At 42.8% G+C, this 12,575-nt stretch carries 14 protein-coding genes; 6 read left to right on the forward strand and 8 right to left on the reverse strand.

Annotation, left to right across the window (positions count from 1 at the left end; genetic code table 11):
- Positions 1-3 precede the first annotated feature (3 nt).
- Genes MHH23_RS03115 through ssuE form a run of 5 tightly spaced genes read right to left on the reverse strand, consistent with a single transcriptional unit; the run spans position 4 to position 3,191 of the window.
- Positions 4-765: an amino acid ABC transporter permease gene (locus MHH23_RS03115; RefSeq protein WP_008343545.1), complete on the reverse strand. Its 762-nt coding sequence runs from the start codon at positions 763-765 to the stop codon at positions 4-6.
- 28 nt (positions 766-793) lie between these two features.
- On the reverse strand, positions 794-1,342 hold the full coding sequence (locus MHH23_RS03120) for a GNAT family N-acetyltransferase (RefSeq protein ID WP_268430433.1): 549 nt from the start codon (positions 1,340-1,342) through the stop codon (positions 794-796).
- Positions 1,343-1,376: 34 nt separating this feature from the next.
- Positions 1,377-1,631 carry a glutaredoxin family protein gene (locus MHH23_RS03125; protein WP_017360083.1) on the reverse strand — a complete coding sequence of 85 codons (255 nt, stop codon included), beginning with the start codon at positions 1,629-1,631 and terminating at the stop codon, positions 1,377-1,379.
- A complete protein-coding gene (locus tag MHH23_RS03130) occupies positions 1,631-2,656 on the reverse strand; it encodes an LLM class flavin-dependent oxidoreductase (RefSeq protein ID WP_268430435.1) in 1,026 nt (341 codons plus the stop codon). The genes MHH23_RS03125 and MHH23_RS03130 overlap by 1 nt, the downstream gene beginning before the upstream one ends.
- Entirely contained in the window at positions 2,640-3,191 is a 552-nt protein-coding gene (ssuE, locus tag MHH23_RS03135) for an NADPH-dependent FMN reductase (RefSeq protein WP_041507919.1), read from the reverse strand. The genes MHH23_RS03130 and ssuE overlap by 17 nt, the downstream gene beginning before the upstream one ends.
- 150 nt (positions 3,192-3,341) lie before the next feature.
- Between ssuE and MHH23_RS03140 the strand changes: the two genes are divergently transcribed.
- Positions 3,342-4,226 (forward strand): LysR family transcriptional regulator, encoded by an 885-nt coding sequence (locus tag MHH23_RS03140; protein WP_008343536.1) that lies wholly within the window; start codon positions 3,342-3,344, stop codon positions 4,224-4,226.
- A gap of 38 nt (positions 4,227-4,264) precedes the next feature.
- Here the strand turns inward: MHH23_RS03140 and MHH23_RS03145 are convergent, their stop codons facing one another.
- Entirely contained in the window at positions 4,265-5,593 is a 1,329-nt protein-coding gene (locus MHH23_RS03145; protein ID WP_268430437.1) for an LLM class flavin-dependent oxidoreductase, read from the reverse strand.
- Between the two features lie 374 nt (positions 5,594-5,967).
- On the opposite strand from MHH23_RS03145, the gene MHH23_RS03150 reads away from it, so the two are divergent.
- Positions 5,968-6,780: a zinc-dependent metalloprotease gene (locus MHH23_RS03150; protein WP_024719439.1), complete on the forward strand. Its 813-nt coding sequence runs from the start codon at positions 5,968-5,970 to the stop codon at positions 6,778-6,780.
- A gap of 52 nt (positions 6,781-6,832) precedes the next feature.
- Here the strand turns inward: MHH23_RS03150 and MHH23_RS03155 are convergent, their stop codons facing one another.
- Complete coding sequence (locus tag MHH23_RS03155) at positions 6,833-7,018, reverse strand: 2-hydroxymuconate tautomerase (RefSeq protein ID WP_008343530.1); 186 nt, start codon at positions 7,016-7,018, stop codon at positions 6,833-6,835.
- A 113-nt stretch (positions 7,019-7,131) separates the two neighbouring features.
- Here MHH23_RS03155 and MHH23_RS03160 point away from each other — a divergent pair, with 113 nt between their 5' ends.
- Together MHH23_RS03160 and MHH23_RS03165 are read left to right on the forward strand one after the other, a co-directional pair.
- Positions 7,132-7,788, forward strand: a complete 657-nt coding sequence (locus MHH23_RS03160) for a site-2 protease family protein (RefSeq protein ID WP_268430440.1) — start codon at positions 7,132-7,134, stop codon at positions 7,786-7,788.
- Between the two features lie 12 nt (positions 7,789-7,800).
- Entirely contained in the window at positions 7,801-8,319 is a 519-nt protein-coding gene (locus MHH23_RS03165) for a YwhD family protein (protein WP_007497712.1), read from the forward strand.
- Between the two features lie 125 nt (positions 8,320-8,444).
- Here the strand turns inward: MHH23_RS03165 and MHH23_RS03170 are convergent, their stop codons facing one another.
- Positions 8,445-10,514 carry a transglycosylase domain-containing protein gene (locus tag MHH23_RS03170; protein WP_268430441.1) on the reverse strand — a complete coding sequence of 690 codons (2,070 nt, stop codon included), beginning with the start codon at positions 10,512-10,514 and terminating at the stop codon, positions 8,445-8,447.
- Positions 10,515-10,739: 225 nt separating this feature from the next.
- Here MHH23_RS03170 and speE point away from each other — a divergent pair, with 225 nt between their 5' ends.
- Together speE and speB are read left to right on the forward strand one after the other, a co-directional pair.
- Complete coding sequence (gene speE / locus MHH23_RS03175) at positions 10,740-11,570, forward strand: spermidine synthase (RefSeq protein ID WP_017360074.1); 831 nt, start codon at positions 10,740-10,742, stop codon at positions 11,568-11,570.
- Positions 11,571-11,639: 69 nt separating this feature from the next.
- Positions 11,640-12,512, forward strand: coding sequence for an agmatinase (speB, locus tag MHH23_RS03180; RefSeq protein ID WP_017360073.1), 873 nt, complete (start codon positions 11,640-11,642; stop codon positions 12,510-12,512).
- Positions 12,513-12,575 lie beyond the last annotated feature (63 nt).

Below are 12,575 nucleotides of genomic sequence, written 5' to 3' on the forward strand. Positions count from 1 at the left end.
AGTTTATTTTGCACGTTTTTCTACAGTGAAGGCCGCTTCGGCTCTTTTTAAGGGAAGCAATGCCGTCTGTCGCTGTTTTTTTGTTTTCGGTGTATTGATCCGTTTTTCCAATAGGTCAAATGATTTTTCTAACACCATACTTAAAATGATAAATATAACGGCAGCAATAAAGTATCCTTCTAATACGCGATAGTATAAAGCCCCTAATGTTTGAACCTTTCCGATCATGTCCATCACACCTAATGTAAAGGCGAGGGAGGTATTTTGTAATAAGTTGACAATGGCCACGCCGATATTAGGAAGGGCGATTCTCCCTGCTTGAGGAATAAGCGTTCTTCTATAAATCTGCCATTTCGTCAGTCCAATCGAGGCGGCCGCTTCATATTGAGATGCTGGGACACTCGATAGGGCAGATCGGAATATTTCTGAAAAATACCCAGCTGTATTGAGTCCATATGTAATATACAGAAAGATCAATTTGTTCCACATGGAGATATCAAGCCCAATTGTTGCAAGCACACCAGGCAGGCCATAAAACACAATAAACATTTGCACAAGGATAGGTGTTCCACGAATAAATGAGACATAAATTGCACTGAGCTGATGCAGGATGGGAATACGCTCAATTCGGAAATAAGCAAGAATGAATCCAAGAAAACTGCCAATCAAAGTGGCAAATAAAACGATCAGTAAGGTTGTTGGAAGGGCTGACAATACTTTAGGGAAGAGTGTGACGACATACTCCCATTTGAAAAACTCCCCCATGTTGAATCACCTCCTATGTTGAACTCGTTTAGACTTTTTCTTCTGAGGGCGGTGCGCCTAATATGGCGGCATCAAACCGTTCAGGGATGAGGACTTTATACATTAATACACCTAAGTCGCCATTATCGGCTTCACGTTCAATATATGCTGTATAGCCTTTTCGTTCGTACATCTCTAGAAGCCAGGGGTGCTTTCGGCCAGAAGTGCCCAGTGTGTATGCTGGTGCTTTAAATGTCTGCCGGAGCAAGGTGTTTTCTACATAATCGAGCAGCTTATTTCCGATCCCTTGACCGGCTAAATCAGGAGCTGTGGCAAACCACCAAACAAATGGGTAGCCTGAGACCGGTTGAGTACTCTCCCACGGAAAACGTATGGTGATGGTTGATATGAGCCGCCCGTCTCGCTCTAACACAACAGCAACGGATTGTTTGATGTTTTCTGTGACCATTTCAAGTGTGGCGTTCGTGGATGGCCAATCAATGCCCATTTCTCCAAGCGGTTTAAATGCACTGGACAGCAATTCTAGATAAGCCGGTGCATCTTCTTCGGTAGCGATGCGAAAAATATCTCGACTCATGACAAACCTCCAATCAAAAGGGTAGTGTGTAATGTCAGCTCAACGCTTTTCGTAAAGTATCGATATCTGGATTCAGCAATGCTTGATACACGTGGGGATCACGGCTGATTTCTACTACTGGCACATAACGGACGCCGTATTTTTCTTCTAAAATATTTCTGTAATGATCATGCTCTGTTACATCAATGGTTGAATAAGTAATGTGCTGTTCGTTGAAATAGGACTGAATGTCCTGACAATAGCTGCATCCATTTTTGCTCCATAAAATGATTTTTTGATTATTTGACATTAGACGCTCACCTCTTGGTTTATTTGGTTTTTGGCTGTTAGTTCATGATCAAATGCTTCTTTTAATAATGTGATAGACGCTATTCTTGCCTCAATGTCTACAATCGGAGATAGCACAATGAACTCGTTGATATCATATGTCTCGGCTAGTTCAGTCAGCCGGCGATGAACGGTTTCTTTTGTGCCAGCGGTATAACCGGTTTTTTGAACGTGAATGTTGTAGTGTTCTTTTTTTGTTCCTTTCACCAGCTTTTCTGCATCTTCTAGTGACGTCACATTCAGCTTTCTTCCATCGGAAAAGGAGACCTTTACTGTTTCCTTTTGCTTGATGTACGAGAGGGCTTGTTTGTGGTCTTCCGCTACAGATACGGTGATGGCGAGAAGAAATTGCTGGTGCGTGTTCCCTGTCCGGAATTTTTGAAAAGTCTCTCTTGCTTCTTTTAATAATGCGTCATCCCCGTTAATAAAATAGGCAAACACAAAGGATATCCCAAGTTTCGCTGCAAATTCCGCGCTCTCAATACTGCCGCCTAGAAGGAACATGTCGGGTGATACGCTAGGAATTGGCTGAGCATTTAATTCATTTGCTTGTTCAGTAAGATACGTTTTGAGATCCACTAATTTTTGAGAAAAGTCTTTCCGTGACGCTTGATAATCTTCCTGAAGCGCTTGTGTTGAGAGGTTCAACCCTCCCGGTGCTTTCCCAACGCCTAAATCGACTCTGCCAGGCGCTAGAGATGCCAGTACATGAAATGTTTCAGCCACCTTAAACGGGCTGTAATGCTGAAGCATGACACCGCCAGACCCAATTCGCAAATGGTTCGTTTTTGCTAAAAGATAACCAGCGAGGGCTTCAGGGGATGATCCTGCCACTTGAGAATTATTGTGATGTTCAGACACCCAAAACCTGTGATAACCAAGCTGATCTGCTGCTTCAGCCAATCTGACAGTATGCTGAATACCCGTCTCTGCTTTCTCGTTTTCACTGACGAGGCTTTGATCAAGAATACTAAGGATGAGCGACATTGGCTGTTCCTCCTATTAGACTTTGATATTGAGATAGTGCGAGGTTTAATCTGTCTGTGGCATCTGGATCAAGCACATAGCTATTTGAATCCTGCTTTGTGACCTGTTGATCCACAACATACACGCCAGATTGAACGACAGTTGCACCGAGTTGATGAATGATCGGTTTAAGTGCATATTCAATGACGAGCAAATGCCCGTATGTTCCTCCTAAAACACAAGGAAGGACGGGTTTATCTTGTAATGCTTTCTGGGGAAGTAGATCTAAAAAAGTTTTTAAAATTCCGGAAAAAGACGCTTTGTAGACAGGTGTTAACACAATGACACCGTCGCTCTCATTCACAAGCTCAATGGCTTTGACAATGTCTTCGTTTGAAAAATCTGCTCCTATTAAGGCGCCGCTAGGAAGCTGGTGGACTTGAATGACATGAACATCAATCCCATGGAACGCCAAACGATGATGGATCTGCTGCAGGACACCGGTTAACCGAGATTGGACAGAATGCCCGCCTGCTATAATCGTTACTTTTGCCAATTCGTCTCCTCCATTTCTGATAATTCCTTCTAAACAACTTGGAATAGTTGATAATATAAATTATAATAAGGCAAACCAATAGAAAAGTATAATTAGTAATCATAAATACACGATTCAGATATTTAAAATACAGGGAGAAGAGGGGTTTTCATGGAGATTCGAGCGATACGCACCTTTGCCACGATCGTGAAATACGGAAATTTTTTAAAAGCAGCAGAAGCGCTGAATTATTCTCAGCCAACCATCACTTTGCACATCAAACATTTAGAAGAGGAAATTGGAGAGAAGCTTCTAGAAAGAGGGAAGACCTTAAAGTTAACAGCATCAGGACAGCTTTTTTATGAAAGAGCCAATTCTTTACTCAATGAATATGAGAAATTGACGAAAACACTCCAAGATTTAGAAGTGGGCATTGCGGGGTTCATTCGCATCGGTGTTTCTGAGCCCACTGCCAGCTTAGAATTTCCTGCCCTTATTGCAGAATTCAAGGAAAGGTTTCCGAATGTAGAATTTTCTGTGCAAGTAGCGGATGCGAATACGTTGAGTTCCTTACTTTCTCATGATGAGATTGATTTTGCGATTTGCGGAGCACCAGAAGCTTCGATGGAGAATAGCTATAAGCCTCTTTTTCAAGATGATATCGTGCTGCTCGTCCCGTCTTCCCATCGATTAGCGGAAAAAGGGGTAGTGGAGGTGACAGATTTAAAGGATGAGACCATTTTATTCACGCCACACAATTGCCCCATCCGTATTCAAATCGAACAACAAATCGTCGATGTCATTGGGACCAATTACAATAAGTTAGAGATTACGAGCAGCATGTCCCATAAACATTATGTTCAGGCTGGATTAGGTGTCTCTCTTTTTACACGAACTGCTCATTCCTTTACTCTTCCAGGCACCAAGGTATTAGAAATAAAGGGCATTCATGTTTCCCCGCCAGTTGGTCTATTGAGGAAAACAAATGATTCGCCAGGAAGAGCCGTACTTCAATTCATTGATCTCATCGAAAATCGACTGCATCAACCAACATGAAAAGAGGGGTAGCCTTTGAGCTAACCCCTCTTTCATGTTTATTTCACTGTTTGTTTAAGAAACTGATTCTTCTTGATAGGCAGACCCAAATTTTCACGAAGGGTATGAGCTGGATAATTCGGGTCGTAATATCCTCTTTCTACTAATATCGGGATGACATGCTCCGTCCATTCAGATAAACCGCTTGCTAGAATAGGCGCGCCAAAAATAAATCCATCTGCGGCATCTTCTTCGATCCATTGGATCAGCTGGTCTGCCACTTGTTCATAAGTTCCGAAAAAAGCACTTTTGGGAGTGGTTACTCGTAGAGCGACTTCTCTTAAGGTCAAGCTTTGTTCTTTCGCCATTTTTTTAATCGATTCAGTTGTGGATTGAAAGCTGTTTGAACCGGCATCACCGATATCAGGAAATGGCTCATCAAGTGGAAATTGACTGAAGTCCAAGTGATCAAAGAACCTGCCCAGGTAATGAAGGGCTTCTTCAATAGAGACCAGATGTTGAATGGCTTCATATTTTTCTTCTGCTTCTTCGACTGTTCTCCCTGTAATCGGGTGGATACCGGGGAAAATTTTGATGTCAGATGGATTTCTGCCCAGCGCTGCGGCTCTATTTTTCACGTCGCGGTAATATGCTTTCGCTTTCTCAAGTGAGTCTGCATTCGTAAATACTGCGTCCGCTTCTTTTGCGGCTAGATCCTTTCCTGCCTCTGACGCACCTGCCTGGAAAATCACCGGTTGCCCTTGTTCAGATCGTTCGATATTCAAAGGACCTTTGACAGAAAAGTGTTTGCCATGATGGTTTAATGTGTGCAGTTTATCCCGATCGAAGAAAACCCCTGTTGATCGATCCCTTAAAAAAGCATCTTCTTCCCATGAGCTCCAAAGGCCGTTCACTACTTTTAGGTATTCTTCTGCAATTTCATACCGAAGTGAATGGCTAGGATGCGGACGAATGATGTGGTTTTCAGCAGAGCCTTCAAGTGGAGAAGTCACAACATTCCATCCGGCCCGCCCTTTACTTAATTTATCTAGGGATGCAAATTGCCGTGCAATGGTAAAGGGCTCACTGTAGGAAGTAGATACAGTGCCCACAAGTCCAATCTTTTTGGTGACCGCAGCAAGAGCGGATAAGATGGTTAATGGTTCAAATCGGTTCAAGAAATGAGGAATTGAATGTTCATGAATATATAAGCCATCTGCGACAAAGACAAAACGGAAACCCGCTGCTTCTGCCTTTTTTGTCATTGCTTGATAATAATCAATGTTCACACTTGCATCTGCTGGAACGGATTCATCCTTCCATGCATTCATATGACCTCCTGGACCATGTAACATCAATCCAAATTGTATGTGCTTGTTTTCAGACATGTGGATCGTCCCTTCTGTTTTGAAATAGCATTGTTTTTATGTTCTTCATCATAAGGGAGAATCACAAAGAAGTATAATTCGTATCAGTAAAGTCTGAATTTATCTTTTCTAATATCAATTTTTGCTTCTTTATATGGTGTGGCTGGGTCTATAACAGCACTTTAGAAAAAGATGGATGTTTACTAAGCGAATGTCCCGGATCAAAAGTTCTGTTTTTTGATAAAATGTGTGTCAAAATATCCGAAAAATTAGTGAAAATGACATGTTTCGACTTTCTTCCTGTATATCGAATTCCCTGTTTTTGACTGAATAGAAGGAAAATGGTGAATTTTCAGTGAATATATAACCTTGTGAAAAACAAAGGAGGGATAGGAATGAAAAAGCGTTCAGTCTTTTTGTCATTTTTATTGGTAGGTAGTTTGTTACCGGGGGTAAGTTCAGCTTCTGCACCAGTTGCAAGTGCAGGTCATGGGCATGATCATGGTCATGCGCCGTTTGAAACACATATTAGTGAAGGGTTGCCAAAGGCAAACGATTTTAAAGATTTGACGAAGGCACCTCCTATTGAAAGAGATGTGACAACAAAGATTTTAGATGAGTCTGGTAAACAGGTAGGGTCTAGAACCTTTAAAGCAAATACAGGAGATTCGATTTCAACAAAAGCTAGTACAGGCAGTCAGAAAGTGACCGTCTATGCAGTAGCTGATGCGCAGTATCGTGCGAAATATAGTGATTGGCAGACGCGCATTGTCAGCATCATTGAGCAAGCGGATGTGACATTTAACCGTGATCATGATGTGGACTTTGTCGTACAAGCCGTAGGGTCTTGGACGTCTTCAGGATCAAATGCATCACAAATTTTGTCTAACCTTCAGCGCAGCTTTGATGGCAGAGGATACGATTTTGTCACAGGATTTACAGCAAATCCAAACTTTGATGCTGGCGGAATCGCTTATGTCTACAATAGTGCACCAAGCGGAAGTGCATTCGCCGTTAACCTTGACCAAGGAACAGCGAATACAGCAAAAGCGGCTACGCATGAATACGGCCATAACTTTGGCTTACCGCATGATCCTCAAGGAAGCGGAATTGTCTGCTTAATGAATTATGATTATTCTTACACTGTCGATTTCTTCGATGCGGCTCATAAAAATCAAGTGAACCGTAATAAAGCTTGGTACAGATAAGGTAAGAGAAAAAAGGACAAACACCGAAAAAGTGTTTGTCCTTTTTATATGCTTACAGGTCGCTCATTCGCTTTCCTGCTACAGCATAATGTTCTTTTTTCATCTCTTCAATAATGACAGAGACTTTCTCTGCACCTGCGCCTGTTGTTTCAACAACGGCATCTGTGACTTTCTCCACAAGAGCTCTTTTCTGCTCATCTGTTCTTCCTTCAAGCATTTGAACGGTGATAATCGGCATGATGGCAACCTCCTTTTTCCTGTAGTGCTACGCTTCCCTTTAGTTTAAGGGACTTCTTATAGTATACTGAATGAAGTAAATCATTGTATAGAAAGAAAGAGGGATTCATGCCTTTGGACCAATTTCTTGTTTATCCATTAGAACTGATTCCATATGTCGTCATTACGCTTGTTGTGGCTTTTACGATGCACGAGCTGGCGCATGCCTATGTTGCGTATCGTTTTGGAGATCCGACAGCTAAAAATCAAGGCAGACTGACGCTCAATCCATTGAAGCACCTTGATATTTTCGGGACGATCTTGATCTTTGTGGCTGGGTTTGGCTGGGCGAGGCCTGTACCTGTGAATCGGTACCATTTCAAAAACCCACGTCTCGCAGGGATATGTGTGTCGATCGCAGGACCTTTAAGCAATTTGGTTTTGGCATTTTTGGGCTTTTGTGTGTATGCGCTTCTTCAGAAATTTGGCGGGGAGTCGCTCATGCGCTTTGAGCCGGGGGTCGATTATTTCTTCCAAATCTTTATTAACTTGAACGTGATTTTGTTCCTATTTAACTTATTACCGATTCCGCCACTGGACGGATATCGTATTATTGAGGATGTTGTCAGTCCCGGCATCCGTGCAAAGATGACGCAATTTGAACAGTATGGGATCATCATTTTCCTCATCTTCGTCATCACACCGCTAGGTCAGTTTGTTTTTGTTCCATTGATCGGAATGCGGGATCAAATCATATACTGGTTTAATCTTATTTTGAAGCCGCTGCTTTAGGAGGTCTAATGAATGGAAGGTAAAAAGAAGAAACCAATTGGTTTTAATATCATTAAAAAAACAGATGCAACGGATGGGCATGGAGGCTTTGGTGCAGGTGCCCTCAGCCTTGATAATATCTCGCCGGTGATCATTGATGTGGAGGAAAAGGAAGCCGTCATTGATATTGGTGCGATGCATGCAAGAAGTGCCGTCGAAAAAGGAATTAAATTTTTAAAAACCAAAGAAGAGGTACCTAACGGAAAACCGTATTGGCTCGTATGGGTGACGATTGACCGAAGAGAAGAGGGGCCATATTATGCAGGAGTCACAGCTTGTGAAATGACAGTTGACCGCTCGATCCGCAGAGGATATAAGTCACTTCCTGAGCATGTGAATTTAATGGATAAATCCATGAAGCGTAAAATCGTTGTCAGTCATATGGATGATGGTTCGAAAAAGGTGCTCGCTGATTTCTTGAAGAGTCACAATGAAGCGTTATGGGAAGCATCCACAGATGAATTAAAAGAAGGATTGGCTGTTCCTGAGTAATTGTGAAATTTTTGTGAAGAATGATGAATGGATACCAATTCCAAGCGTTTTTTCAGTAAACTGGTGTTAAAGCTAGGACATGGAGAATCCCGAGATGCAGATCTCGGGGTTTTTCATGTCCATTTTTAACGTTTCAGCCACTTTTCCCACCATTTCTTAGGCTGTTGATCTTGAGCTTTGTCTTGCTCAGAAGCTTTGTTCTCGGCACCATAGCAGACACCGGTCGGCTCCGTTCCTTCTATAAAATAGGTAAATACCTTTGATTCGCATCCTGGGCCTGCGAGATCACCGGTTTTTGGATTGATATATACGCCTTTTACACCGTCTGGCGGCATGAAGGAGGAGGCTGGCTGATTCGAGAGGGCTGATTCCATAAAGGAAGCCCATATCTTTTTCGCATAGGCGGTTTCTTTGACCGAGTCAATGGTGCGTCCTTTATCGTAGCCGGTCCACACACCTGTGACGAGCTGGGGAGAGAAGCCGATCATCCAGCTGTCAGCACCTGTCGTCCCCGATTTCCCTCCATACGTTCTGGTAAGATCTTTTGAAATGGTACGACCTGTGACACTTGTATAGCCATTTAATTGATGATTGAACATCCCTGACATCATGTCAGTGGTGACAAATGCTGCTTTTTCATCTAGTACTTGCTCTCGTTTTTGTTTCTCCTCAAAGAGTACGTTGCCCTTTGCGTCCGTTACTTTCGTAATAAAAGTCGGCTTGACGCGTTTTCCTCCATTGACAAGCATCGCGTAAGCATTGGTCATTTCGATTGGTTTGACAGGTGAAGTACCTAGTGCAAGTGAAGGCACTTGATCTAGTTTTTCGTGAATCCCGAACGTTTTACCTGCACGTACAAGCTGTTCCATTCCTAAAAATAGATGGGTTTTGACCGCATAAATGTTATCAGATAGAGCCAAAGCCTGAAGCATCGTAATACCGTCATTGGCGTAATAGCCGTGATAGTTGCTTGGTGAATAAGCAGCGCCGCTTCCTTGTTCATCCAGTTCAAAAACAGTTTCTTCACTGCGCATCACGGTTGCTGGTGTAAACCCGTTTTGCAAAGCCATGTAATAGAGAAGTGGTTTCATTGTTGAACCGGGCTGTCTTTTCGCTTGTGTGACCCGATTGAATGGGCTTTTCTCGTAATCTCTTCCCCCGATGAGGGCAAGCACATGACCTGTCTGGGGATGAATGGCGGTAAAGCCAATTTGGATACCTGATTCAGAATCCATGATGTTGGTTAAAGTCTTTTCAGCGATTTTTTGTAATTCAGGTTGTAAGGTCGTTTCGATATGAAGACCATACGTTTCAATTTGTTCCTCGGTTAAGCCCAGCGTTTGTTTCAGTTCGCGAATCACATCATCATAAAAATACGGGGCCTGCTTTGCTTGCAGCTGCTTTTGTTTGAGCGGGCGATAGGACAGCTTTTCCTTGCTGGCATCAGCAGCCGCTTTTTTCGTAATCATGCCATCCTCTTGCATTTGCCTCAGAATCATATTCTTTCTTGCGCTGGCTTTCTCCTCATTCACATAAGGGGAGTAGAGAGAAGGACCCTTTGGAATACCGGCAAGCAAGGCAGACTCAGCTAAAGTTAAGTTCTTCGCTTTTTTCCCAAAGTAAAGGCGGGATGCCGCTTCCACACCGTATGCGCCGTGGCCATAATAAATGGTGTTCAAGTATCCTTCCAATATCTCATCTTTTGTATAGTTTTGTTCTAAGCGGATGGTGTAAAAGGCTTCATTCCACTTCCGCTTCCATGTTTTATCATGATCTAAATATAAATTTCGTGCGTATTGCTGGGTGATCGTGCTGGCGCCTTGTACTTTTGCCATTGCACGAATATCTGCCACCGCAGCACCTGCCATTCGTTTCACATCAAAGCCGTGATGCTGATAAAAGGTTTTATCCTCAACCGCGACCACTGCCTGCTGTATATGAGGGGACATGTCCTTTAACGGAACCCAGTATCTCTTTTCTCCAAAGCTCGATTCGCCAAGTTTAGACCCATCGGCTGCATAAATGGTCGTGGATTGGGGAACTTGAACAGAGGGAGCGCCTTGCCACTTAGCTAGTAAAAGAATCGTCAAAAAGACTGTGACAGCAAATAGAAAAGCGAGCAAGCCGATAAAAAAACAGGCCCGAATCGTTTTCACGGTCATGCGGATTTTTTTATTACTCATGATTGTGTCCATGCAAAGCCCCCATTTTGACGGTTTTTTATCAGTATGGGACAAAGAAAACCGTTTTAAACAGGCGACTGCAAGGGTGTGCTTTAAAAATGAAGTTATCTCATGCGGTTCTTTACAATTTGATACGAATCCACTATACTTTTTTCTTGGACAATCGATATAGTCATAGCCGATAAAAGGCGCTAACAATAGATGTTTGTTTATTATTGGATGAGAGGAAGATGAACAATGAGCGAACTTTGGTATACAGAGAAGCAAACGAAGAATTTTGGCATTACATTGAAGGTGAACAAAACCCTTCACACAGAACAAACAGATTTTCAGCATTTAGAAATGGTGGAAACAGAAGAGTTTGGCAATATGCTGTTTTTAGACGGTATGGTGATGACATCAGAGAAAGATGAGTTTGTATACCACGAAATGGTGGCACATGTTCCTCTTTTCACTCATCCAAACCCGGAAAATGTTCTTGTCGTAGGCGGAGGAGACGGTGGTGTCATTCGTGAAATCCTGAAGCATCCAAGTGTGAAAAAAGCGACACTTGTTGATATTGATGGCAAGGTCATTGAATACTCGAAAAAGTTCCTTCCTTCAATTGCTGGGAAACTAGACGATCCTCGTGTAGAGGTGAAAGTCGGAGACGGCTTTATGCACATTGCGGAAGCCGACAACGAATATGACGTGATCATGGTTGACTCAACTGAGCCAGTTGGACCAGCTGTAAACCTGTTCTCTAAAGGTTTCTATGCAGGAATCTCAAAAGCACTCAAAGAAGACGGTATTTTCGTTGCACAAACGGACAACCCTTGGTTCACACCTGAGTTAATTACAAATGTACAGCGTGATGTAAAAGAAATTTTCCCGATTACCAAGCTATACACAGCGAATATCCCAACATATCCAAGCGGTCTTTGGACATTTACTATCGGTTCTAAGAAGTATGATCCACTTGCTGTAGAAGACAGCCGCTTCTTTGATATCGATACGAAATATTACACAAAAGAATTGCACAAAGCGGCATTCGTTCTGCCGAAATTTGTGAGCGACTTAATCAAATAAATCAAGCGAAGTGGAAATGCGCAAATGACCGTTTGCGCATTTTTTGAAGCGTAAAAGGAGGAATCTTGTATGAGATTCGACGAGGCTTACTCAGGAAAAGTGTTTATTGGAAGTCATCCGACATGGGAAGATGCGAAAGTCATTTTATACGGGATGCCGATGGATTGGACCGTCAGTTACCGTCCCGGCTCACGTTTTGGCCCGAACCGTATTCGTGAAGTATCCATTGGATTAGAGGAATACAGTCCTTATTTAGATCGTGAACTGCACGAGGTGCCATTCTTTGATGCTGGCGACATCCCGCTTCCATTTGGCAATGCACAGAAAAGCTTAGATTTAATTGAAGAGTATGTCGACAGCATTTTAGAAAAAGGGAAGTTTCCATTAGGAATGGGCGGCGAGCATCTTGTGTCTTGGCCGGTTTTCCGTGCGATGTATAAGAAATACCCTGATTTGGCAATCATCCATATGGACGCACATACAGATCTTCGTGAGGAATATGAGGGTGAGCCGCTTTCACATTCGACACCGATTCGTAAAGTTGCAGGACTTATTGGACCTGAAAATGTATACTCTTTTGGCATCCGTTCAGGGATGAAAGAAGAATTTGAATGGGCAAAAGAAGCAGGCATGCACATTTCTAAATTTGAAGTGCTCGAGCCATTGAAGCAAGTATTGCCAAAGCTGAAAGGCCGTCCAGTTTATGTGACAATTGACATCGATGTACTCGACCCAGCTCATGCACCTGGTACAGGAACGGTAGATGCTGGCGGTATTACGTCAAAAGAACTGCTGGCATCTATTCATGCCATTGCTGGTTCTGATGTGCATGTCGTCGGTGCAGACCTTGTAGAGGTAGCGCCTGTATATGATCATTCCGATCAAACGGCGAATACAGCAAGCAAACTTTTACGTGAAATGCTGCTTGGTTTTGTGAAATAACATTGATAGAGGAGCTTGTCATCTCATATGGACAAGCTCTTTTTTTACATTGGTGACATGATA

This window comes from Bacillus sp. FSL K6-3458, assembly GCF_038005045.1.
In the GTDB taxonomy this organism is placed as follows: domain Bacteria; phylum Bacillota; class Bacilli; order Bacillales; family Bacillaceae; genus Bacillus; species Bacillus altitudinis.

What these genes read in the sequence shown, in the direction of transcription:
- MHH23_RS03130 (WP_268430435.1), bottom strand. Translation starts at nt 2,656, where the DNA reads ATGTCGCTCATCCTTAGTATTCTTGATCAAAGCCTCGTCAGTGAAAAC.
- speE (WP_017360074.1), top strand. Translation starts at nt 10,740, where the DNA reads ATGAGCGAACTTTGGTATACAGAGAAGCAAACGAAGAATTTTGGCATT.
- MHH23_RS03140 (WP_008343536.1), top strand. Translation starts at nt 3,342, where the DNA reads ATGGAGATTCGAGCGATACGCACCTTTGCCACGATCGTGAAATACGGA.
- MHH23_RS03115 (WP_008343545.1), bottom strand. Translation starts at nt 765, where the DNA reads ATGGGGGAGTTTTTCAAATGGGAGTATGTCGTCACACTCTTCCCTAAA.
- MHH23_RS03125 (WP_017360083.1), bottom strand. Translation starts at nt 1,631, where the DNA reads ATGTCAAATAATCAAAAAATCATTTTATGGAGCAAAAATGGATGCAGC.
- MHH23_RS03120 (WP_268430433.1), bottom strand. Translation starts at nt 1,342, where the DNA reads ATGAGTCGAGATATTTTTCGCATCGCTACCGAAGAAGATGCACCGGCT.
- MHH23_RS03155 (WP_008343530.1), bottom strand. Translation starts at nt 7,018, where the DNA reads ATGCCGATTATCACCGTTCAAATGCTTGAAGGAAGAACAGATGAGCAG.
- speB (WP_017360073.1), top strand. Translation starts at nt 11,640, where the DNA reads ATGAGATTCGACGAGGCTTACTCAGGAAAAGTGTTTATTGGAAGTCAT.
- MHH23_RS03165 (WP_007497712.1), top strand. Translation starts at nt 7,801, where the DNA reads ATGGAAGGTAAAAAGAAGAAACCAATTGGTTTTAATATCATTAAAAAA.
- MHH23_RS03170 (WP_268430441.1), bottom strand. Translation starts at nt 10,514, where the DNA reads ATGGACACAATCATGAGTAATAAAAAAATCCGCATGACCGTGAAAACG.
- MHH23_RS03145 (WP_268430437.1), bottom strand. Translation starts at nt 5,593, where the DNA reads ATGTCTGAAAACAAGCACATACAATTTGGATTGATGTTACATGGTCCA.
- MHH23_RS03150 (WP_024719439.1), top strand. Translation starts at nt 5,968, where the DNA reads ATGAAAAAGCGTTCAGTCTTTTTGTCATTTTTATTGGTAGGTAGTTTG.